The sequence below is a fragment of the Streptomyces sp. S07_1.15 genome, from assembly GCF_020739505.1.
Taxonomy (GTDB): Bacteria; Actinomycetota; Actinomycetes; order Streptomycetales; family Streptomycetaceae; genus Streptomyces; species Streptomyces xinghaiensis.
In genome coordinates, this window is record NZ_JAJBZK010000001.1 from 1,885,339 (window position 1) to 1,906,409 (window position 21,071).

At 73.9% G+C, this 21,071-nt stretch carries 18 protein-coding genes and 1 pseudogene; 9 read left to right on the top strand and 10 right to left on the bottom strand.

The window, feature by feature from the left end; translation table 11 throughout:
- Nucleotides 1-84: 84 nt before the first annotated feature.
- The 3 genes from LIX60_RS07920 to rimP all read right to left on the bottom strand — a co-directional run bounded on the left by LIX60_RS07920 (nt 85) and on the right by rimP (nt 2,063).
- Entirely contained in the window at nt 85-381 is a 297-nt protein-coding gene (locus LIX60_RS07920) for a YlxR family protein (RefSeq protein ID WP_227957830.1), read from the bottom strand.
- Nucleotides 382-537: 156 nt separating this feature from the next.
- Nucleotides 538-1,533, bottom strand: a complete 996-nt coding sequence (gene nusA, locus LIX60_RS07925; protein WP_227957831.1) for a transcription termination factor NusA — start codon at nt 1,531-1,533, stop codon at nt 538-540.
- A gap of 2 nt (nt 1,534-1,535) precedes the next feature.
- A complete protein-coding gene (rimP, locus tag LIX60_RS07930) occupies nt 1,536-2,063 on the bottom strand; it encodes a ribosome maturation factor RimP (RefSeq protein ID WP_227957832.1) in 528 nt (175 codons plus the stop codon).
- 250 nt (nt 2,064-2,313) lie between these two features.
- Between rimP and LIX60_RS07935 the strand changes: the two genes are divergently transcribed.
- The 3 genes from LIX60_RS07935 to LIX60_RS07945 all read left to right on the top strand — a co-directional run bounded on the left by LIX60_RS07935 (nt 2,314) and on the right by LIX60_RS07945 (nt 4,625).
- Nucleotides 2,314-2,922 carry a hypothetical protein gene (locus LIX60_RS07935; RefSeq protein WP_227957833.1) on the top strand — a complete coding sequence of 203 codons (609 nt, stop codon included), beginning with the start codon at nt 2,314-2,316 and terminating at the stop codon, nt 2,920-2,922.
- Between the two features lie 139 nt (nt 2,923-3,061).
- Nucleotides 3,062-3,589: a ferritin-like domain-containing protein gene (locus tag LIX60_RS07940; RefSeq protein WP_227957834.1), complete on the top strand. Its 528-nt coding sequence runs from the start codon at nt 3,062-3,064 to the stop codon at nt 3,587-3,589.
- Between the two features lie 97 nt (nt 3,590-3,686).
- Nucleotides 3,687-4,625, top strand: coding sequence for an aminoglycoside phosphotransferase family protein (locus tag LIX60_RS07945; protein ID WP_227957835.1), 939 nt, complete (start codon nt 3,687-3,689; stop codon nt 4,623-4,625).
- A 79-nt stretch (nt 4,626-4,704) separates the two neighbouring features.
- Here LIX60_RS07945 and LIX60_RS07950 read toward each other — a convergent pair whose 3' ends face one another.
- From LIX60_RS07950 to dxr, 6 genes are all read right to left on the bottom strand, one after another.
- The gene (locus tag LIX60_RS07950; protein WP_227957836.1) at nt 4,705-6,399 is read right to left on the bottom strand and encodes a proline--tRNA ligase; all 1,695 of its coding nucleotides are present in this window, start codon (nt 6,397-6,399) and stop codon (nt 4,705-4,707) included.
- A 93-nt stretch (nt 6,400-6,492) separates the two neighbouring features.
- A complete protein-coding gene (locus tag LIX60_RS07955) occupies nt 6,493-7,026 on the bottom strand; it encodes a GNAT family N-acetyltransferase (protein ID WP_227957837.1) in 534 nt (177 codons plus the stop codon).
- Nucleotides 7,027-7,040: 14 nt separating this feature from the next.
- A complete protein-coding gene (locus LIX60_RS07960) occupies nt 7,041-7,886 on the bottom strand; it encodes a GNAT family N-acetyltransferase (protein ID WP_227957838.1) in 846 nt (281 codons plus the stop codon).
- Between the two features lie 434 nt (nt 7,887-8,320).
- The gene (gene ispG / locus LIX60_RS07965; protein WP_078650271.1) at nt 8,321-9,478 is read right to left on the bottom strand and encodes a flavodoxin-dependent (E)-4-hydroxy-3-methylbut-2-enyl-diphosphate synthase; all 1,158 of its coding nucleotides are present in this window, start codon (nt 9,476-9,478) and stop codon (nt 8,321-8,323) included.
- Between the two features lie 172 nt (nt 9,479-9,650).
- Entirely contained in the window at nt 9,651-10,952 is a 1,302-nt protein-coding gene (locus LIX60_RS07970; RefSeq protein WP_227957839.1) for an RIP metalloprotease, read from the bottom strand.
- A complete protein-coding gene (gene dxr / locus LIX60_RS07975) occupies nt 10,949-12,202 on the bottom strand; it encodes a 1-deoxy-D-xylulose-5-phosphate reductoisomerase (RefSeq protein WP_227957840.1) in 1,254 nt (417 codons plus the stop codon). Before dxr ends, LIX60_RS07970 begins: the two co-directional genes overlap by 4 nt.
- A 429-nt stretch (nt 12,203-12,631) precedes the next feature.
- On the opposite strand from dxr, the gene LIX60_RS07980 reads away from it, so the two are divergent.
- Genes LIX60_RS07980 through LIX60_RS07995 form a run of 4 tightly spaced genes read left to right on the top strand, consistent with a single transcriptional unit; the run spans nt 12,632 to nt 16,485 of the window.
- Entirely contained in the window at nt 12,632-15,064 is a 2,433-nt protein-coding gene (locus tag LIX60_RS07980) for a nitrate- and nitrite sensing domain-containing protein (RefSeq protein WP_227957841.1), read from the top strand.
- Nucleotides 15,061-15,495 (top strand): roadblock/LC7 domain-containing protein, encoded by a 435-nt coding sequence (locus tag LIX60_RS07985; protein WP_227957842.1) that lies wholly within the window; start codon nt 15,061-15,063, stop codon nt 15,493-15,495. The genes LIX60_RS07980 and LIX60_RS07985 overlap by 4 nt, the downstream gene beginning before the upstream one ends.
- A complete protein-coding gene (locus LIX60_RS07990; RefSeq protein WP_374117826.1) occupies nt 15,492-15,872 on the top strand; it encodes a DUF742 domain-containing protein in 381 nt (126 codons plus the stop codon). Before LIX60_RS07985 ends, LIX60_RS07990 begins: the two co-directional genes overlap by 4 nt.
- A complete protein-coding gene (locus tag LIX60_RS07995; protein ID WP_227957843.1) occupies nt 15,853-16,485 on the top strand; it encodes an ATP/GTP-binding protein in 633 nt (210 codons plus the stop codon). Before LIX60_RS07990 ends, LIX60_RS07995 begins: the two co-directional genes overlap by 20 nt.
- Before the next feature lie 22 nt (nt 16,486-16,507).
- On the opposite strand, the gene LIX60_RS08000 is transcribed toward LIX60_RS07995, so the two are convergent.
- On the bottom strand, nt 16,508-18,445 hold the full coding sequence (locus LIX60_RS08000) for an acyl-CoA dehydrogenase family protein (protein WP_227957844.1): 1,938 nt from the start codon (nt 18,443-18,445) through the stop codon (nt 16,508-16,510).
- A 441-nt stretch (nt 18,446-18,886) separates the two neighbouring features.
- On the opposite strand from LIX60_RS08000, the gene LIX60_RS08005 reads away from it, so the two are divergent.
- Together LIX60_RS08005 and LIX60_RS08010 are read left to right on the top strand one after the other, a co-directional pair.
- Nucleotides 18,887-19,900 carry a LacI family DNA-binding transcriptional regulator gene (locus LIX60_RS08005; protein WP_227957845.1) on the top strand — a complete coding sequence of 338 codons (1,014 nt, stop codon included), beginning with the start codon at nt 18,887-18,889 and terminating at the stop codon, nt 19,898-19,900.
- 326 nt (nt 19,901-20,226) lie between these two features.
- Nucleotides 20,227-21,045, top strand: a pseudogene (locus LIX60_RS08010) (TIM-barrel domain-containing protein); the annotation flags it as partial.
- Nucleotides 21,046-21,071 lie beyond the last annotated feature (26 nt).

A 21,071-nucleotide genomic window follows, 5' to 3' on the forward strand; every position in this document is an offset into this window, starting at 1 on the left:
GACCTACTTCCGACTCGCGAGGTACCTGACCGCACGGTTTCCCGTGCCGTTCTCTTACGGTTGTGCCTGTCTCTCACGGTTCTCTTACGGTCGCGCCTGTGCGGCCCGCCGTTCGAGGAACGCCCGCACCGCGTCGGTGCCGAGCGGTCCCGGGCCCCGGAAGGCCCGGGGAAAGGCCCGGCGGCGGACCGCCGGGTCGAGACAGGCCTGGGTGGGGTGCACGTACGCACCCCGACCGGGCAGCGTACCGCGTGGATCGGGCACGCACTCGCCCCCGACCACCGCGATACGCAGCAGATCGCCTTTGGCCGCACGCCGACGGCAGCCCACGCAAGTGCGCTCGGGGCACGCCTGGGCATGCGTCCGGCCAGACGTCCTCAAGTCTACCTCCCCGCGTCGGCGTCACCCCTTCCAGGGTAAGGACGGCGCAGTAGTCCGCTGTTCCCCCGGCCGTGCACCGCGGGCCGGGGCGGTGGCCAGGCCCCGGGACCGGCCGCCGACGGCCCGGCGCGCGGCCCCGCACGCCCGCGGCCCCGCTCAGTCCTCCCGGCCGTCCTGCCGCTCGGTGTCGGGGCGGATGTCGATCCGCCAGCCCGTGAGCCGAGCGGCGAGGCGGGCGTTCTGGCCCTCCTTGCCGATGGCCAGGGAGAGCTGGTAGTCGGGGACGGTGACGCGGGCGGACCGCGCCGCCATGTCCACGACCTCGACCTTGCTGACCCGGGCCGGCGACAGCGCGTGCGCCACCAGCTCGGCCGGGTCGTCCGACCAGTCCACGATGTCGATCTTCTCGCCCTGCAGCTCCGCCATCACGGCGCGGACCCGGCCGCCCATCGGGCCGATGCAGGCGCCCTTGGCGTTCAGCCCGGAGCGGGTGGACCGGACAGCGATCTTGGTGCGGTGGCCGGCCTCGCGGGCGATGGCGGCGATCTCCACCGAGCCGTCCGCGATCTCCGGCACCTCCATGGCGAAGAGCTTCTTCACCAGGTTGGGGTGGGTCCGCGAGAGCGTCACGGACGGGCCGCGCACCCCCTTGGCCACCCGGACGACATAGCTGCGGAGCCGGGCGCCGTGGGAGTAGTCCTCCCCCGGGACCTGCTCCTGCACCGGCAGGATCGCCTCCAGCCGGCCGATGTCGACCAGGACGTTCTTCGGGTCCTTGCCCTGCTGCACGACGCCCGCGACGACATCGCCCTCACGGCCCGCGTACTCGCCGAAGGTGATCTCCTCCTCGGCGTCCCGGAGCCGCTGCAGGATGACCTGCTTGGCGGTGGTCGCCGCGATCCGGCCGAAGCCCGAGGGGGTGTCGTCGAACTCCCGCGGCTCGGTGCCCTCGTCGATGTCCTCCGGGTCCTCCTTCGCCCAGACCGTCACATGCCCGTTCTCGCGGTCGAGTTCGACGCGTGCGCGGCGGCGGCTTCCCTCGGTGCGGTGGTAGGCGATGAGGAGGGCCGACTCGATCGCCTCGACCAGCAGGTCGAAGGAGATCTCCTTCTCCCGCACCAGACCCCGCAGGGCACTCATGTCGATGTCCACGGCTACGCCTCCTCCTGGTTCTCGTCCGCACCGGCCGCGGTGACGCGCCCGTCGGCCTTGCGATTGAACTCGATCTCCACGCGTGCCCTGTCGATCTCGCCGAAGGCGAGCCGCCGGGCGGTGGGCTTGCGCCCCTTCACCCCGGGCACTTCGAGATCGAGTCCGTCCTCGTCGGTGGAGAGGATCCGGGCGGTGAGCTCGCTCCCGTCGGTGAGCCGGGCCTTGATCAGCCGGCCCGTGGCACGGCGGTAGTGGCGCGGCTCGGTCAGCGGGCGGTCGGCACCGGGAGAGGTGACCTCGAGGCGGTAGGCCGCCTGTCCCATGGCGTCGGTCTCGTCGAGTTTCTCGGAGACCGCGCGGCTCAGTTCCGCGCAGGTGTCCAGCAGCACACCGGTGTCGGAGTCCACGACGATCCGGAGGACCCGCATCCGGCCGACGGGGGTCACCTCGATCTCTTCCAGATCCAGGTCTCGCGCGGCGACCAGCGGTTCGAGCAGTCCGCGCAGCCTCTCGCTCTGGGTGGTGCTCATCCGGGTGACTCCTCGGCCGCGTGTGCTGTTGTCTGGAGATCGCGTGTCAGACCACAGAGTATCCGGTCGCGGAGGGTGCCGTGTCCGCCTCCCGGAGGGCCGCGGTGGGGCCGCGCCCGACCGGTCGGCAATTCGGAAGCCGAACGCGGGTACGCTCAAGACGGCCGATCAAGGACGTGTGCGCCCGCCCGTTCCGCACGGCCCCTCCCCAGCTCGACCGCGGCTTCCCGCACGACCCCAGGATGTGACCGTGCCGCCCACCACGCCGTCGCGAGCCCTGTCCGGGCCCCGCAGAAGGAGTCTGTTCGCCGGGGCCCTCGCCGCCGGGCCCGGTGCCCTCCTGCTGTCCGCCTGCTCGGGGGACGGGGCGGCAGGGGAGGGTGGCAAGCCGGACGCGGCGGACCGGCGGCTGCGCGAACGGTCCGCGCGGGAGTCCCGGGACCTGCTGCTGCGGTACGACGCCACCGCCGCCGGCCACCCGGAGCTGGCGGAACTCCTCGCTCCGCTGCGGGCGGAGACCGCGCTGCACGCCACGGCCTTCGGGGTCGGGGACCGCTCCGCCTCTCCCTCGGCGTCACCCCGGTCCGGCGGCCCGGGCCCCGAGGGCCCCGGCGTACCGCCGGCCGCGCCGTCCCCGGCCCGCTCCCCGGACGCCCCGCCGGACCCGGACGCGCCCCGGGCGCCGGAGGTACCGGAGAAGCCCGCCGAGGCCCTCAAGGCACTGGCCGGGGCGGAGCGCCGCACCGCCGACGCCCGGACCGCGGCCCTCTCCCGCGCGGAGCCGGAGCTGGCCCGGCTGCTCGCCTCGGTCGCCGCGTCCGGCGCGGCCCACGCCTATCTGCTGAACGAGGCCGCCTGATGACGCGGGTGCGCCACGGAGCCGCGCTGAGGCCGGGCCACGCGCGGGGCCGCGCTCCCGGACGGCCCGCGGCACATGTCCCGCCCGTCCGTCCCCCGGTCCGCGAGCTGCCGGGCCCCCTCCCGGAAGGCAGAGCCGCATGACCACCGCACGGACCGCACCCCGCGACGGCGATGCCCCGCCCGAGGGCGTCCTCGGCGCCGCGCAGCACGCCCTGCGCGCGGAGCACGCCGCCGTCTACGGCTACGGGGTCGTCGGCGGCCGGATCGGCGAGGAGCGGCGGAAGGAGGCACGCGAGGGGCACGACGCCCACCGCGCGCGCCGTGACGCGCTGCACCGCACGGTCCGCGACCTGGGCGGTGAGCCGGAGGCGTCCGCCGCCGCCTACGCGCTGCCCTTCCCGGTGCCGGACGCGGCCGCGGCGGTGCGGCTGGCCGCCGAGCTGGAGGACCGGGTGGCGGCCGTCTACGCCGATCTCGTCCGGGCCTCCGAGGGCGGGCTGCGCCGGGAGGCGGCGGGCGCGCTGCGGGAGGCGGCGGTCCGGGCGGTGCGGTGGCGGGGCGGCAGCGTAGCCTTCCCTGGTCTCGCCGAGCGCTCGGCGCCGGCCGGACCCACGGGCGGTGCGACGGGCGACGGACCGGCGAGCGGTGACGCGAGCGAGCTCTGACCGCCGCGCCCGTGCGGCCGGCGGCACTGTACGCGGTGAAACGACGGCGATGGTGACGACGACGACGGCGACGGCGACGGAAGGGGACGGACCGGGCATGGCTTCCGCAGCACGGCCCGAGGAGGGCGCTCCGCTCGGACCGCCGCCGCGTCTGGCACGGGCACTGGAGGAGACGGGCGCCGAGGGCACCGGCCGCAAGTGGCTGGAGGACCTGCCGGGGCTCGCCCGGGACGCCCTGCGGCGCTGGGAGCTGACCCCCGAGCGGGTACAGGAGCCCGGCGGCCGCAGCAGCCTGCTGGTGCTGGTGCGGCGCGCCGACGGCGGCCGGGCCGCTCTGAAGCTGGTGGCCCCCGGCACGGATGTCGCGGCGCAGCGCGCGGCGCTGGCGCACTGGGACGGCTTCGGCGCCGTACGGCTGCTGGACGCGGACGACGACGCCGGTGCCCTGCTCCTGGAGCGGCTGCACGGCGAGGTGTCGCTCAGCTCGCTCCCCGAGGCCAAGGCCCTGCTGGAGGCGGCGGGCACGGTACGGCGGCTGTGGACGGAGCCGGGCGGCGGGTATCCGTATCCCTCGGTGGCGGACCGCACCGCGCGGGCGGCGGAGCTGCTGAGCACGGCGGCGGACGAGCCCTCGGCGGCCGACGTCCGGCCGCTCGCCGAACAGGCGCTGGCGGCCCGCGCGGAGCTGACGGCCACCGAACCGGAGCGGCTGCTGCTGCACGGCCGGTTCCGGGAGGGCAAGGTCCTGGCGGGCGAACGCGCCCCGTGGCTGGCGGTCGGCCCCGACCCGCTGGTGGGCGAGCGCGCCTACGATCTGGCCCTGCCCGTCCGGGACCGGCTGGAGGACCTGGTGGCCGCTCCGGGCGGAGCGGCCGCCGCCCGCCGGAGGCTGGGCAGGCTGGCGGATTCCCTGGAGGTCGACCGGGACCGGCTGCGCGGCTGGACGGTCTTCCGCGCGGTGGCGGACGGCCTGCCGGCCCTGGCCCGCGGCCACCGGCAGGGCGCCCTCCTGCTGGAGTTCGCCGGCTGGCTCTGACCGGGGCGCGCCCCGGAGCGCGGGCTCCGGGGCGCGGCGGTGTGCGCTGCGGCGAGTGTGCTGCCGCCTGGGGGTGCGGTCAGCCGCTGAGGCGGGCCAGGGCCTCGTCGACCGTCAGTTCCTCGCGCTCGCCCGTGCGGCGGTCCTTGAGCTCGACCACGCCCTCGCCGGCCCGGCGGCCCGCGACCAGGATGACCGGCACGCCGATCAGCTCGGCGTCGGTGAACTTCACGCCCGGGGAGACGCCCGCGCGGTCGTCCACGAGCACCCGCACCCCGGCGGAGTGCAGCTTCTCGGCGACCTCCAGGGCCAGTTCGGTCTGCTTGGCCTTGCCGGCGGCGACGATGTGGACGTCGGCCGGGGCGATCTCGGCGGGCCAGCACAGGCCCTTGTCGTCGGCGGTCTGCTCGGCGAGAGCGGCCACGGCGCGGGAGACGCCGATGCCGTAGGAGCCCATGGTGACCCGGACCGGCTTGCCCTCGCGGCCGAGGACGTCCAGCTGGAAGGCGTCGGCGTACTTGCGGCCGAGCTGGAAGATGTGGCCGATCTCGATGGCCCGGTCGATCTGCAGGCCGGCACCGCACTTGGGGCAGGGGTCGCCGGGCTCGACGACGACCACGTCGAGGTACTCGTCCACCTCGAAGTCGCGGCCGCAGACGACGTTGCGGGCGTGGGTGCCCTCCTTGTTGGCGCCGGTGATCCAGCTGGTGTTCGCGGCCACGCGGGGGTCCGCGAGGTAGCGGAAGGCGCTGCCGGCCATGGACTGCGGGCCGACGTAGCCGCGGACCAGGTCGGGGCGGTCGGTGAAGTCCTCGGCCGTCACCAGCTCCACGACGGCCGGGGCCAGGTGCTCGCCGAGCTTGCCGAGGTCCACCTCGCGGTCGCCGGGGACACCGACGGCCGTGATCTTGCCGTCCACCTTGACGAGCAGGTTCTTGAGGGTGGCGGAGGCGGGCACGCCCAGGAACTCGGCGAGGGTCTCGATGGTGGGGGTGTCGGGGGTGTCCAGCTCCTCGACGGCCGGGTGGTCCGCGGGCTCCACCGGGGGCACCACGGTGGTGACGGCCTCGGTGTTGGCCGCGTAGTCGCAGGCCGGACAGTCGACGAAGGTGTCCTCGCCGGCGGCGGCCGGGGCGAGGAACTCCTCCGAGGCCGAGCCGCCCATGGCGCCGGAGACGGCGGAGACGATGCGGTAGTCCAGGCCGATGCGCTCGAAGATCCGGGTGTACGCCTCGCGGTGCAGCCGGTACGCCTCGGCCAGGCCCTCGTCGTCGGTGTCGAAGGAGTACGAGTCCTTCATCAGGAACTCGCGGCCGCGCAGCACGCCGGAGCGGGGGCGCGCCTCGTCCCGGTACTTGGTCTGGATCTGGTAGAGCACGACGGGCAGGTCCTTGTAGGACGTGCACTGGTCCTTGACGGTGAGGGTGAAGATCTCCTCGTGGGTGGGGCCGAGGAGGTACTCGCCGCCCTTGCGGTCCTTCAGCCGGAACAGCAGGTCCCCGTACTCCTCCCAGCGGCCGCTGGTCTCGTACGGCTCCTTGGGCAGCAGGGCGGGGAGCAGCACCTCCTGGGCGCCGATGGCGTCCATCTCCTCGCGGACGACCCGCGAGACGTTCTCCAGGACCTTCTTGCCCAGCGGCAGCCAGGTCCAGATTCCGGCGGACGCACGGCGGACGTACCCGGCGCGGACCAGCAGCTTGTGGCTGAGGGTCTCGGCATCGGCCGGGTCGTCGCGCAGCGTCTTGAGCATCATCCGGGACATGCGCTGGACCATGAGGTTCTCTCCTGCGTGGAATAAGTGATTGCCCTGGAGGCTACCGAAAAGCGGGGCCCGCCGAGGACGGCGGGCGCCCCGCCGCCGCTGCCGCTAGCGGTGCAGCGGCAGCGGGGCGCCCATCACCGCGTACGGGCTGGGGGCGCTCGGGAAGTAGACGGGGCGGGCGAGGTCCCGGTAGCCCAGCGAGCGGTAGAGGCCGCGGGCGGGGCTGTCGGTGTCGATCGCCGAGAGGAGACTCCGCGGCTCGGTGGCGGCGTCGGTGAGTACGGTGATCAGCCGGCGGCCGATGCCGCGTTTCTGGTGGTCGGGGAGGACGTGCAGTTCGGTGACGACGAAGGCGTCGTCGAGCCAGGCCTCCCGGCCCTCACGGCGCAGATACGGTTCGACGACCGTGGACCACCAGTGGCCGCGGTCGTTGGGCATCCCATAGGCGAAGCCGACGAGGCGGCCGTCCGGGGCGGTGGCGCCCAGCGCGCGGGCGCCGCGGCTGGTCATGTGGCGCTGGACGATGTGCCGCCGTACGCCGACCTCCTCGTCGGTGAGCCCGAAGGCGAGGGCTTGCACGGCCAGCGCGTCGTCCACCCGCGCGATCAGGTCGAGCGGGCCGACCACGACGTCATCCATGGCGGCGAGACTACTCAAAAGAGCACGCTCATGAACGCGCCGGTCTCCCGGAAGCCGACGCGCCGGTAGGCCGCGCGGGCCGCGGTGTTGAAGTCGTTGACGTAGAGGCTGGCGAGCGGCGCGATGTCGGCGAGGGCGTAGCGCAGCACGGCGGCCATACCGGTCTCGGAGAGCCGGCGGCCGCGGAACTCCGGGGCCACCCAGACGCCCTGGATCTGGCAGGCCCGGTCGGTGGCCGCGCCGATCTCGGCCTTGAAGACCACCCGGCCGTCCTCGATCCGGGCGAAGGAGCGGCCGGCGGAGACCAGTTCGGCGACCCGGGCCTGGTAGAGCAGCCCGCCGTCGCCGGCGAGCGGGGAGACGCCGACCTCCTCGGTGAACATCGCCACACAGGCGGGCATGACGATGTCCATCTCGTCCTTGCGGACCCGCCGGACGTACGGGTCGGGGGCGATGTCCGGGGGCACCGCGGAGGCGACCATCAGGGGCTGGCAGGGGCGGACCTCCCGGGCGGGGCCCCAGCTCGGCTCCAGCAGCGACCAGAGCAGGGCGGTGGCCTCGGCGGGGCCGACGATCGAGGAGCAGCGGCGGCCGGCGCGGCGGGCGCGTTCGGCGAAGGCGCGGACGGCCTCGGGACCGGCCTCCACGGGGACGAGGTTGGCGCCGGCGTAGGCGAGGGATTCCAGGCGGCCGTCGGCGTACCAGCCCCACATCTCGCCGCCGAGCCGCCAGGGGTCGAGGCCGGCGGCCTGGACCCGTGCGGCGACGAAGGCGTTGGTGACCGGGTCGCGGTCGAGCACCGCGAGGGTGGCGTCGAGATCACCGGGGCCGAGGACCCTGGTGGTCGTCTGGGTCAACACGTGTCGGGGCCTCACCGTCTGCTGCTGCGTCGTTCCGGGGCGACCCCTGGTGCGCCGGGGTGGGCGTCACGCCCCGGGGTCCGTCTGTCCCGTCCTCGGGACGGGCCCTGGCCCCCAGCCGCACTGTACCTCCCCCGTTCCCGGGCCACCCGGTGTGCCCGGTGAACGGGCGGACGGCGGCCGCGGGGTGCCGGGTCCGGACCGGTGCGGCCGCGCCGGTCCGGACCGGGGGAGGGTCTTCCCGGGTCCTGTCCTCCGTCTGGGCCGCGGCACCGGCTTCCAAACTCCGGCCGCCCGGGAAAACCGGAATCCGCGACGGCCGGTGCCCCCGCCGGGGGTCCGGCGGGGGCACGGGCGGATGTCCGGTGTACGGGTGCTGCGGCCGTCCCGGGGCTGCGCGTGTTGCGAGTGCTGCGGTTGTTCCGCGGGGGGGGTCAGCCGGCGGCGGTGACGACGGGCTCGCCGGAGGCGATGCCGTCCTTCTCCATCTGCTCGGCGATCTTCATGGCCTCGTCGATCAGGGTCTCCACGATCTTCGATTCGGGCACCGTCTTGATGACCTCGCCCTTGACGAAGATCTGGCCCTTGCCGTTGCCGGACGCCACGCCGAGGTCCGCCTCGCGGGCCTCGCCGGGGCCGTTCACCACGCAGCCCATCACGGCGACGCGGAGCGGGACCTCCATGCCCTCCAGACCGGCGGTGACCTCCTCCGCCAGCTTGTAGACGTCCACCTGGGCCCGGCCGCAGGAGGGGCAGGAGACGATCTCCAGCCCGCGCTGCCGCAGTCCGAGGGACTCCAGGATCTGGTTGCCGACCTTGATCTCCTCGACCGGCGGCGCGGAGAGCGAGACCCGGATGGTGTCGCCGATGCCCTCGCTCAGCAGCGCGCCGAAGGCGACCGCGGACTTGATGGTGCCCTGGAAGGCGGGGCCGGCCTCGGTGACACCCAGGTGCAGCGGGTAGTCGCACTGGGCCGCGAGCTGGCGGTAGGCGTTGATCATGACGACCGGGTCGTTGTGCTTGACCGAGATCTTGATGTCGCGGAAGCCGTGCTCCTCGAAGAGGGAGCACTCCCAGAGCGCCGACTCGACCAGCGCCTCCGGGGTGGCCTTGCCGTACTTGGCCAGCAGCCGCTTGTCCAGCGAACCGGCGTTCACGCCGATGCGGATCGGCGTGCCCGCGTCGGAGGCCGCCTTGGCGATCTCCTTGACCTTGTCGTCGAACTGGCGGATGTTGCCCGGATTCACCCGGACCGCCGCGCAGCCCGCGTCGATCGCCGCGAAGACGTACTTGGGCTGGAAGTGGATGTCGGCGATCACCGGGATCTGGGACTTCCTGGCGATCACGGGCAGCGCCTCGGCGTCGTCCTGCGAGGGGCAGGCGACCCGGACGATCTGGCAGCCGGACGCCGTCAGCTCGGCGATCTGCTGCAGAGTGGCGCCGATGTCCGCCGTCACGGTCGTCGTCATCGACTGCACCGACACCGGCGCGTCACCGCCGACCGGCACCGAGCCGACGTGGATCTGCCGGCTCACCCGGCGGTCCGCCAGTTTGATCGGAACGGACGGCATTCCCAGCGAAATCGCAGTCATCTGCGTGCAACCCCAACGTATGGCTTCTGGCCCGGGAGACAGGCGGGCTCCGGGTCCGAGATTACGGCACGCGCGGGGATGCGGCCGCCGCGGCCTCCCGCGCGGCGCGCGGACGGGGGACGGCCGGGAGGGGGTGCCCCCGGCCGTCCGCGGGTCCGCGCGGGGCGGCCCGTCAGGAGATCCGGACGGGGTTGACCAGGTCGGCCATGAGGACCAGCAGGGTGAAGCAGATGAAGATCCCGGCGACCACATAGGCGACCGGCATCAGCTTGGCGACGTCGAAGGGGCCCGGGTCCGGGCGCCGGAAGAGCCGGGCCGTGTGCCGCCGCACCGACTCCCACAGCGCTCCCGCGATGTGGCCGCCGTCGAGCGGCAGCAGCGGCAGCATGTTGAAGAGGAAGAGCGACAGGTTGAAGCCCGCGACGAGGAAGAGCATGGTCGCGACCTGCTGCTGCGGCGGGATGTCGAGGTTGAACACCTCGCCGCCGACGCGGGCGGCGCCGACGACGCCCATCGGGGAGTCCGGTTCCCGCTCGGCGTCGCCGAAGGTGGCGTCCCAGAGCGCGGGAATCTTCGAGGGCAGGGCGATCAGCGCCTCCACACCATTGGTGAGCATGTCGCCCATGCGCTCGACCGACTGGCCGAAGGTCTGCTGGACGACGCCGGTGGCCGGGCTGAAGCCGAGGAAGCCCGCGGTGACGTACTCGCCCTGGATGACGCGGCCGTCGTCGTCGTACTTGACCAGCCGGTTCTCCACCAGGTCGGCCTCGAGGGTCTTCAGCTCGCCGGCGCGCTCGACGGTGATGGTGGCGGGTCCGGTGGTCTCCCGGATGCGCTCCTGGAGGACGGACCACTCCTCGATCCGCTCGCCGTCGAAGGCGACGATCCTGTCGGCCGGCTGGAGCCCGGCCGCCTTGGCCGGCGAGGCCGGGTCGCCCTTGCGGCAGGTGTCGCGGTTCTCGTTCTGCGAGATCACGCAGTCGGAGACGGTGGAGACGGTGGTGGTCTGGGTGTTGATGCCGAAGCCCATCAGCACGCCCATGAAGACCACCACGGCGAGCACGAGGTTCATGAAGGGGCCGGCGAACATCACGATCACGCGCTTCCACGGCGCGCGCGTGTAGAAGAGCCGCTTCTCGTCACCGGGCTGGAGCTCCTCGAAGGCGGCCTCCCGGGCGTCCTCGATCATGGTGCGGAAGGGCGAGGTGGAGCGGGTGGTGACCCTGCCGTCCTCGCCGGGCGGGAACATGCCGATCATGCGGATGTAGCCGCCGAACGGAATGGCCTTGACCCCGTACTCCGTCTCCCCCTTCTTCCGGGAGAAGAGGGTCGGGCCGAAGCCGACCATGTACTGCGGCACACGCACACCGAACAGCTTGGCGGTCGACAGGTGCCCCAGCTCGTGCCACGCGATCGAGAACAGCAGCCCGATCACGAAGACGACTATGCCGAGAACCGTCATCAGGGTCGTCATGCGCGGGCCTCCGATGCTGACGTCGCCGCCATCTCACGGGCGCGGGCGCGCGCCCACTTCTCCGCTTCCAGGACGTCGGCCAAGGTGAGGGAGGTTCCCCGCCCGGGGGTGCCGTGTTCGGCCACCACCTCGGCGACGGTCTCCACGATGCCATTGAAGGGGAGGCGGCCGTCGAGGAACGCGTCCACGCACTCCTCGTTGGCGGCGTTGAACACGGCCGGTGCCGTGCCGCCGAGGCCGCCGACGTGCCGCGCCAGCCCCACGGAGGGGAAGGCGTCGTTGTCCAGCGGGAAGAACTCCCAGCTCGACGCCTTGGTCCAGTCGCAGCCGGGAGCGGCGTCGGGCACCCGTTCCGGCCAGCCCAGCCCCAGCGCGATCGGCATCCGCATGTCCGGGGGGCTGGCCTGGAGCAGCGTTGAGCCGTCTGTGAATTCCACCATCGAGTGCACATACGACTGCGGGTGGACGACGACCTCAATCCGTTCGAACGGAATGTCGTAGAGAAGATGCGCCTCGATGACTTCCAGGCCCTTGTTGACGAGGGTCGCGGAGTTGATCGTGACCACCGGGCCCATGTTCCAGGTGGGGTGGGCCAGCGCCTGCTTGGGGGTGACCTCGGCCAGCTCCGGCTTCGTCCGGCCGCGGAACGGACCGCCGGAGGCGGTGACGACCAGCTTGCGCACCTCGGAGCGGCTGCCGGCCGCCAGCGCCTGGAAGAGCGCGGAGTGCTCGGAGTCCACCGGCACGATCTGGCCGGGCTTGGCCACCGCCCTGACCAGCGGACCGCCCACGATCAGGGATTCCTTGTTGGCCAGCGCCAGCACCCGGCCGGCCTCCAGGGCCGCGAGGGTCGGGGCCAGGCCGATGGACCCCGTGATGCCGTTGAGCACCGTGTGGCAGTCGCTCGCCGCCAGCTCGGCCGCCGCGTCGGGCCCGGCCAGGATCTCCGGCTGCCGCGCGGAGCCGTACGCGGCGGACAGCGCCTCGCGCACGGCCGGCACCGCGCCCTTCCGGGCGACGGCCACGGTGCCGACGTCCAGCAGGCGGGCCTGCTCCGCGAGGAGCCCGGCCCGGCCGCCGGCGGCCGACAGGCCGGTCACCCGGAAGCGTCCGGGGTTGCGCTGCACCACGTCGATGGCCTGTGTGCCGATCGAGCCGGTGGAACCGAGGATCACGATGTCCCGCGGGCCTCCGGTGGCGGCGGTGGCCGCCGGGAAGGTCAGGTGCGGGTGGGCGAGGGAGTCCGTCATCCCCCCATTGTCACCGCACCGGCTCCGGGCGCCGGACGGCGCACCCGCCGAACGCGCGGGCGGCCGGGGGCGGCGTCCTTCCGGCGGTGCTCCCGCCGGTGCCCCCGGCGGGTTCCCCGCGCGCTCCCGGAGCGGCCGGGTCCGGATCCGGCACTCCTCCGGGGCGGTTCCGCAACTCCGTTCTCCGGCCTGCGGATTCGTGGCGCCGCCGCGTCCGGGGCCACGGAACGGATCTTTCTGCACACGGTTCGTGCAGCCGTATTCCTTCCCCTTGCGGTCACAACTAGCATCGGCCCCACCACGCGCCGCCCCCCACCTGCGGCGATACCTGTTGTGATTTCTGGCTGGGGTGACATGGCACTGCGCACGCGTACGCCTGAGGGACCGGGGCGGGGGGCGGACCGCGTACGCCGTCCGGGCTCACTGCGCATGGTTCTGCTCGTGCTGGCCCTCATACCCAGCCTGGCGCTGGCCGCCCTCTGGGGGGTCAGCACCACTCAACTCGCCCTGGACTGGCGGCTGCAGGCCCGTCACGCCGCCCTGGCCGAACGCGGCATCACCCTGACCGGGGAGCTGGCCGCCGCGCTCCGGGAGGAACGGCGGCTGACCGCCGAGATCCTGGCCGATCCCGAGACCTCCCCCACCGCCCTGAGGCAGCAGCGCGAGCGGACCGACAAGGCGGTGCGGGCCTTCCGCTCCGGAACCGGCAGCGGCACCACCGGCCTGCACGGGGAGCTCCGCGACGCCCTGGCCCGGGCCCGGGACGAGCTCCGGGTGCTCCCGGAGGTCCGGGAGGACGTGGACGACCGGGTCAGCACCCAGCCCGTGGTCTTCGGGTCCTTCACCCTGATGATCGACAGCGCTCTGAAGTTCACCGACGCCCTGGGCAACACCGACAACGGCGCGGTCAGCGTCAGGGCTCAGCCGCTGACCGACCTCATGTGGGCCGGTGAGACGCTCGCCCGCGAGGACGCGGTGCTCACCCGCGGCTGGGCCGCGGGCCACCTCGACAAGACGGAGCGTTCCGACCTCGTCGAGTGGATCGGCGCCCAGCAGTACCTCTTCGAGGACCGCATCGCGTCGCGGCTGCCCGAGGCCGAGGCCGCGTTCCACCACGACACGACGCTCATGGACGCCTGGCACACCAAGACCGTGGTGGAGCAGACCCTGCTGCAGGTTCCCCTCACCGAGCCCGAGGACCTGCCCCGCGAGGCCGGCCGCTGGCGGGAGGCCATGGAGGAGCTCCAGCCCCGGCTCCAGGAGCTGACCGGCAGACTGGCCGCCGACTTCAACCGGGCCAACGCCGATTCGGTGCGGGACCTGATGGTGCGCATGGTGGCCGCCAGCGCCATCGGGCTGGGCGCGGTCGTCGTCGTCATCGCGCTCACCCTCTGGCTCACCGGCTCCCTGCGGCAGCGGATCCTCGGGCTGCGCGACGAGGCGGCCCGGCTGGAGACGGAGCTGCCGGCCGTCGTGGAGCGGCTCCAGCGCGGCGAGGACATCGACGTCGACGCGGAGGTGCGGGAGGTCCCGCACGGCGACGACGAGCTGGGCCGGCTCGGCCAGGCCCTCAACCTCGCCCGCCGCAGCGCCGTCGAGACCGCCGTTCGGGAGACCGAGCAGCACCGCGGCTTCGAACGGCTGCTCCAGCGCATCGCCCGCCGCACCCAGCTGCTCATCGGCCTCCAGCTGAAGAAGCTCGACGAGATGGAGCGCCGCCACGAGGACCCGGAGGTGCTGGAAGGGCTGTTCGACCTCGACCACCTGGCGGCCCGGCTGCGCCGCTACGAGGAGAACCTCGTCATCCTCGGCGGCGGCCAGCCGCAGCGGCGCTGGCGCAGGCCCGTCCCGGTGCTGGACGTGCTGCGGTCCGCGCTGGGCGAGGTGCAGGACTACCGCCGCATCCAGATCGAGGTGCAGGGCAGGCCGTGGCTGTCCGAACGCGCGGTCGGCCCGGTGGCGCACATCCTGGCCGAGCTGATGGAGAACGCCACCGCCTTCTCCAAGCCGCCGAACCCCGTGGAGGCGCGGGCCGGCCTGGTGGGCCGGGGCCTGGTCGTGGAGATCGAGGACCGCGGGCTCGGCATGGAGCCGGAGGAGTACGACCGGCTCAACGCGATGATGGCCGAGCCGCCGCGGATGGACATGATGTCCCGGGCCGACGACGCCCGGCTGGGGCTGTACGTGGTGGCGCGGCTGGCGGCCGGGCTCGCGCTGACGCTGGAGTTCCGGCCGTCCGTGTTCGGCGGCACCCGGGTGATCGTCATGATCCCGGCCGAACTGGTCGCCGACGCGCCGGAACCCAACGCCGGCGCGGACGCGGGCGCGAGCGGGAGCGGTGACGCGGCTGCGGGCCCGGACGGCGGCGGGGCCCCCGCCGCCGCGGCCGGGAAGCCCCTGCCCGCGGCCCGCGGGACCGCGGAGCGCGGGGAGCCCGCCGGGCCGCCCGCCGCGCCGGCCGGGCCGTCCGCGGACCTGCCGCGCCGCTCCCGCGGACAGGCCGCGGCGGCCGTCGCCGGGGGCGGGAGCGGCACACAGGACGGCGGGAGCCGCACACCGGACGGCCGGACCGGCGCGGACGGCGCCGCCGTGAACGGTGCCGGCGGCGGCACAAGGCCGCTGCCCCGCCGGGTCCGCCAGGCCAGCCTCACCCCCGAACTCCGGAATCCGCCGCGGCGGCCCGGCACCGACGAGGACGCGTCCCCCCACGCGCATCCGGCACCCGAGCGCTCCGGCGCGACGGTGGGCGCGTTCCAGCGCCAGTCCCGTATCACCCGCGGGCCGGCCTCCGAGCAGGACATCCCCCCGGCCGACGTCAGCACGCCCCAACCCGGCGGAACAGCAAGGGAAGACCGAGAATGACACAGCGCACCACGGCAACCGACCGGGATCTCGACTGGCTGCTCGACGGTCTGGTGGAACAGGTGGCGGGGACCCTGCACGCCGTCATCCTGTCCGACGACGGCATGGTCGTCAGCCAGTCCGGGACCATCGAACGGACGGACGCCGAACGGCTGGCCGCCGTGGCCACCGGCCAGCAGAGCCTGGCCCGGGGCATCGACGAGCTCTTCAGCGGCGGGGCGGTGCGCCAGATCATCGTGGAGCTGGCGGACCTGTGGCTCTTCATCATCTCCGCGGGCAAGGGCACCCATCTCGCGGTGGTGGCCTCCCAGGAGGTCGACGCCGAGGTCATGTCGGTCGCGATGTACACCCTGGTCCAGCAGGTCGGCAGGAAACTCGGCACCGAGCCCCGCGGCGACTCCTCCTCCGCCGACGGAGGTAGGTCTGGTTGAGCCACTGGACGGACGGGCTGGAACCGGACGACGCCGACGGGGCCCTGGTCCGGCCGTACACGATCACCCGCGGCCGCACCGTTCCGGAGCGGGACGACCTCACGCTGATCACCATGGTCGTCACCAGGGACCCGGACCAGCCCCCCGCCCGCGGCCTGGAGCCCGAGCACCGCGCCATTCTGGAGCAGTGCCGGGTGCCGGCCGCGGTGGCGGAGATCGCGGCGGCGCTCGATCTGCCGGTCTCCGTGACCAAGATCCTCATCGGGGATCTGATCGCGCAGGACAGGGTGACGACACGGCCGCCGATGCCGGCCGCGCAAGCCGGACTGAACACGACTCTTCTGCAGGCGGTGAGGGATGGGCTCGAACAACTCTGACCACGGAGCCGGACCGGGGCGTGACCGGCCGGCTCCGGCGGCCGTCAAGTTCCTCGTCGCCGGCGGCTTCGGGGTGGGCAAGACGACACTGGTCGGAGCGGTCAGCGAGGTGGCCCCGGTGCGGACCGAGGAGTACCTGACGCAGGCCAGCGCCGGGGTCGACGTGATCGAGGGGCTGGCGGACAAGAACACCACCACGGTGGCGCTGGACTTCGGCCGGATCACCATCAGCGCCGAACTGGTGGTCTATCTGTTCGGCACGCCGGGCCAGGAGCGCTTCTGGTTCATGTGGAACGACCTCGTCAACGGCGCGCTGGGGGCGATCGTCCTGGTCGACACCCGGCGGCTGGAGGTGAGTTTCGCCTCGATCGACTTCTTCGAGAACCGGGGCGTCCCGTTCGTGGTGGGCGTCAACTGCTTCCACGGGCACTGCGACCGGACGGAGGAGGAGGTCCGGCACGCCCTCGACCTGGACCCGGCGGTCCCGCTGCTGCTGGGCGACGTGCGGCGGCCGGAGGTGGGACGGGACCTGATGCTCGCCCTGGTCGATCTGCTGATGTCGCTGGCCCCGCCGGACGGTGCTCCGGCGGGCCGGGGCGCCGGCGTGGGCTGACGCCCCGGCGGGGAACGGGTGTTCAGCGGATGGTGCGGTGGACGTTCTCCCGGCGTGAGGGGCCCGGATCCGCGCCGGCGATCCAGGGCCCGTCGCCGCTGGGATCGAGCACGCCCTCCTCCAGCCAGGTGTACACCCCGCCCAGGACACCCGCGGTGACCTTGCGGTCCGGGTCGTCGGTGTTGGTCCACAGCCGGCGGAAGAGTTCCTCGGTACGGAGGCGCGCCTGCCGGCAGAAGGCGTCGGCCAGCTGGTACGCCTCCCGGCCGTGGCCGTCCTCGCGGCGCAGCTGCTCCGCCCGGGCGCAGGCCGCGCTCACGGCGAACAGTTCCGCGCCGATGTCCACGATCCGGCCGAGGAAGCACTGCCGGCTCTCCAGCCGCCCCTGCCACCGGGACATGGCGTAGAAGGTGGCGCGGGCGAGCCGGCGGGAGGAACGTTCGGCCCAGCGCAGGTGGCGGGCGAGATCCGGGTGCCCCGCCGGGTGGAACTCCTGGTAGGAGCGGGGCAGCTGGCCCGGGCCGGTGAGAAGTCCGGGCAGCCAGCGGGCGTAGAAGCCGCCGGCCCGGGCACCGGCGCGGGCCTTGCCCGGCAGGGGGACGTCCGGGTCGATGAGGTCGCCGGCCACCGACAGATGCGCGTCCACGGCCTCGCGGGCGATCAGCAGATGCATGATCTCCGTCGAGCCCTCGAAGATCCGGTTGATGCGCAGATCGCGCAGCATCTGCTCGGCGGGGACGGCGCGTTCGCCGCGGGCGGCGAGGGAGGCGGCGGTCTCGTAGCCGCGGCCGCCGCGGATCTGGACGAGTTCGTCGGCGATGCGCCAGGCCATCTCGCTGCCGTAGAGCTTGGCGAGCGCGGCCTCGATCCGGATGTCCGTGCGGCCCTCGTCGGCCATCCGCCCGGCGAGTTCGACCATCGCCTCCAGGGCGAAGGTGGTGGCCGCGATGAAGGAGATCTTGGCTCCGACGGCCTCGTGCCGCCCGACCGGCCGGCCCCACTGCTCGCGGACGGCCGACCACTCGCGGGCGATCTTGAGGCTCCATTTCCCGGCACCGGCGCAGATGGCGGGGAGGGAGAGCCGGCCGGTGTTGAGGGTGGTGAGGGCGATCCGCAGGCCGGAGCCCTCCGCGCCGATGCGGTGGGCCGCGGGGACGCGGACCCGGTGGAAGCGGGTGACGCCGTTCTCCAGCCCGCGGAGTCCCATGAAGGCGTTGCGCTGTTCGACGGTGATGCCCTCCGAGGCGGCCTCCACGACGAAGGCGGTGATGCCGCCCCGGTGGCCGTCCCCGGCCGGTACGCGGGCCATGACGACGAGCAGATCGGCGATGACGCCGTTGGTGGTCCAGAGCTTCACCCCGTCGAGAAGGTAGTCGTCGCCGTCGGGCACGGCGGTGGTCGCCAGGCGGGCCGGGTCGGAGCCGACGTCGGGTTCGGTGAGCAGGAAGGCGGAGAGGTCGGTGCGGGCGCAGCGCGGCAGGAAGGCGTCCTTCTGTTCCTCGGTGCCGAAGATCTTCAGCGGCTGCGGTACGCCGATCGACTGGTGCGCGGAGAGCAGGGCGGCGATCGCGGGGCTGACGGAGCCGGTGAGGGCGAGGGCCCGGTGGTAGTACACGTGGCTGAGCCCGAGGCCGCCGTACCGGGTGTCGATCTTCATGCCGAGCGCGCCGAGCTCCTTGAGGCCGCGGATGACGTCGTCGGGGATGCGCGCCTCGCGTTCGATCAGGGCGCTGTCGACCCGGGTGGTGAGGAACGCGCGGAGCCGGGCGAGGAACGCCTCCCCGCGCCGTTCGTCTCCGGCGCCGGGGGCGGGGCCCGGGTGGAGCAGGTCCAGCCGGAACCGGCCGAGGAAGAGCTCCTTGGCGAAGCTCGGGCTGCGCCACTCCTGTTCGCGGGCGGCCTCGGCCACCTCGCGCGCTTCGCGTTCGGAGACGGAGGGACGGGCGGACGGTGCGGACATGGGGGCTCACCTCGCCGCGAGTAGGGGGTGCGGGGCCGGCGCCGGCCGGGGCGGGGACGGCGGTCCTCCGGCCGGGCGGTGGGGCTGATGACGGTGTACCCGGCCGGGGGCGGCGCGTACCGGGCGCGGACCGCGCCGATGGGCCGGACGGCGGCGGGCGGCACCACGGACGGCGGGCGGGCGGGGACGTCAGCGGGGCGGGAGGGGCGGGAGGGGCAGGAGGGAGCAGGAGGGAGCAGAAGAGAGGAGGGCAGGACGGCAGGGAGCGCACGCCGGGCCCGCGCTCCGTTGAAGCGCTTCGACACTCCTCTGGACAGCTTCCGGGCACCGGTCTACTGTCATTCCACGGCATCGGCCGGGGGGCGGGGCCGACCGCGCAGTCGAAGCGCTTCACCCGCTCGGGGCCGGCCGCCCGTCACCGTCGCGCCGCTGGGGGACTGCATGGTCACACTCGCCGAGGTCGCCCGGCATGCCGGGGTCTCCGCCAGCACGGTGAGTTACGTCCTCAGCGGCAAGCGCTCGATCTCCGCCACCACCCGCGACCGGGTCGAACGCAGCATCGAGGAGCTCGGCTACCACCCCAACGCGGGCGCCCGCGCGCTGGCGAGCAGCCGTTCGAACGTCATCGCCCTGATGATGCCGCTGCGGACCGACATGTACGTCCCCGTGATGATGGAGATCGCCCTCGCGGTCGCCACCACCGCCCGCGCCCACGGCTACGACGTGCTGCTGCTGACCGGCGAGGAGGGCCCGGCCGCCGTACGCCGGGTGGCGGGCAGCGGCCTGGCGGACGCCATGATCCTGATGGACGTCGAACTGCTCGACGCCCGCCTGCCGTTGGTGCGCGAGGCAGGCCGGCCGGCGGTGCTCATCGGGCTGCCCGCCGACGCCACCGGACTGACCTGTGTGGACCTGGACTTCGCCGCGACCGGCGCGCTCTGCGCCGAGCATCTGGCGGAGCTCGGGCACCGGGAGATCGCCGTGATCGGCGAGGCCGCGGCCGTCTACGAGCGGCACACCGGCTTCGCCGAGCGGACGGTGGAAGGGCTCTGCCGCCGCGCCCGCGAACTGGGGCTGCGCACCCTGCACCGCCCCTGCGAGGGCGGTTACGCCTCGCTGGCCGGCACCCTCGCCCGGATCTTCGGTGAACGCCCGGGCACCACCGGCCTCGTGGTGCAGAACGAGCACGCGATCGACCCGCTGCTCAGCCTGTTGCGGGAGCAGGGGCGGGCGGTGCCGGAGGACGTCTCGGTGGTGGCCGTCTGCCCGGAGCAGGTCGCCCTGCAGGCGTCCGTGCGGCTCACCTCGGTCGCCATCCCCGCCCAGGAGATGGGGCGCCGGGCCGTGGAGCTCGTCATGGAGAAGCTGGACGGACGCGGCCGCCCCCGGTCCACCCTGCTGCCCCCCGAACTCACCGTGCGTGCCAGCTCCGGACCGCCTCCCGCCCGGGGCTGATCACCGCCCCACCGCGCCACCGCGCCACCGGACCGTCCCGCTCCCGACCGTCTCCGCCGTCTCCGCCGTCCCCGCCCTCGCCCTCGCCCGCGCCCGCCGTCCCGCACCACCGCGCCCGCAGCCGCCCCGCGGGCACGGCCCGTCCGCGCCCGGCCGCACCGGCCGGCGCCCCGTCCGACCGCTCCCGACCGTCTCCGCCCGCACCTCCCGCCCGCCGCACGGCCGCCGGGCCCGCGCGCCTGTCCGCGGGTCCGCGGGTCTCCGTGCCGCCCGCGCCCGGCCCCGTACGCCGTCCCACCGGCCGCCGTCATCCCAGAGGAGTGCAGATGAACCCGGCACCGCAGTCAGTCTCGCTCGCCCAGTCCTCCCCCACGGCCGGCACCTTCCGCGAGAGCGGCAGCGCCCTGGAGTGGTCGGGACGGCAGGAGACCGTACGGCTCGAACCCTGGGGCCCGGACGCGATCCGGGTCCGCGCCCGGCTCGGCGGCCCGGTCCTCGCGGACCTCCCGGGCGCGCTGCGGGAGGCCCCGCCGGAGGCGCCCGCGGCGTCCGTCAAGCCCGGCGACGACCGCGGACTGCTCGTCAACGGCACGCTGACCGCCGAGGTCACCGCCGAGGGCATGGTCCGCTTCCTCCGCACTGACACCGGTGAGGAACTGCTGGCCGAGGAGCGGGCGCACTTCTGGTGGCCGGGGCCGCGCCTCTACACCGCCACCGGCAACGGCTACCACCGGCTCGAACAGCGCTTCCGCGCCTACAACGGCGAACGGATGTACGGGCTCGGGCAGCACCAGCACGGCCTGCTCGACCAGAAGGGCGCCGTCATCGACCTGGTGCAGCGCAACGCCGAGGTCATCATCCCGCTGCTCACCTCCGACCGCGGCTACACCCTGCTCTGGAACAACCCCGCCGTCGGCCGGGTGGAACTCGCCGCGAACGGCACCCGCTGGGTCGCCGACAGCGCCCGCCAGATCGACTACTGGATCACCGCCGGCGACCCGGCCGCCGCCCAGCGTCGCTACACGGCGGTGACCGGCCGGACGCCGATGCTGCCGGAGTGGGCGGCCGGCTTCTGGCAGTGCAAGCTGCGCTACCGCACCCAGGAGGAACTGCTGGAGGTCGCCCGCGCGTACAAGCGGCGCGGGCGGGCGGCTGAGCGGAACGGCAGCGC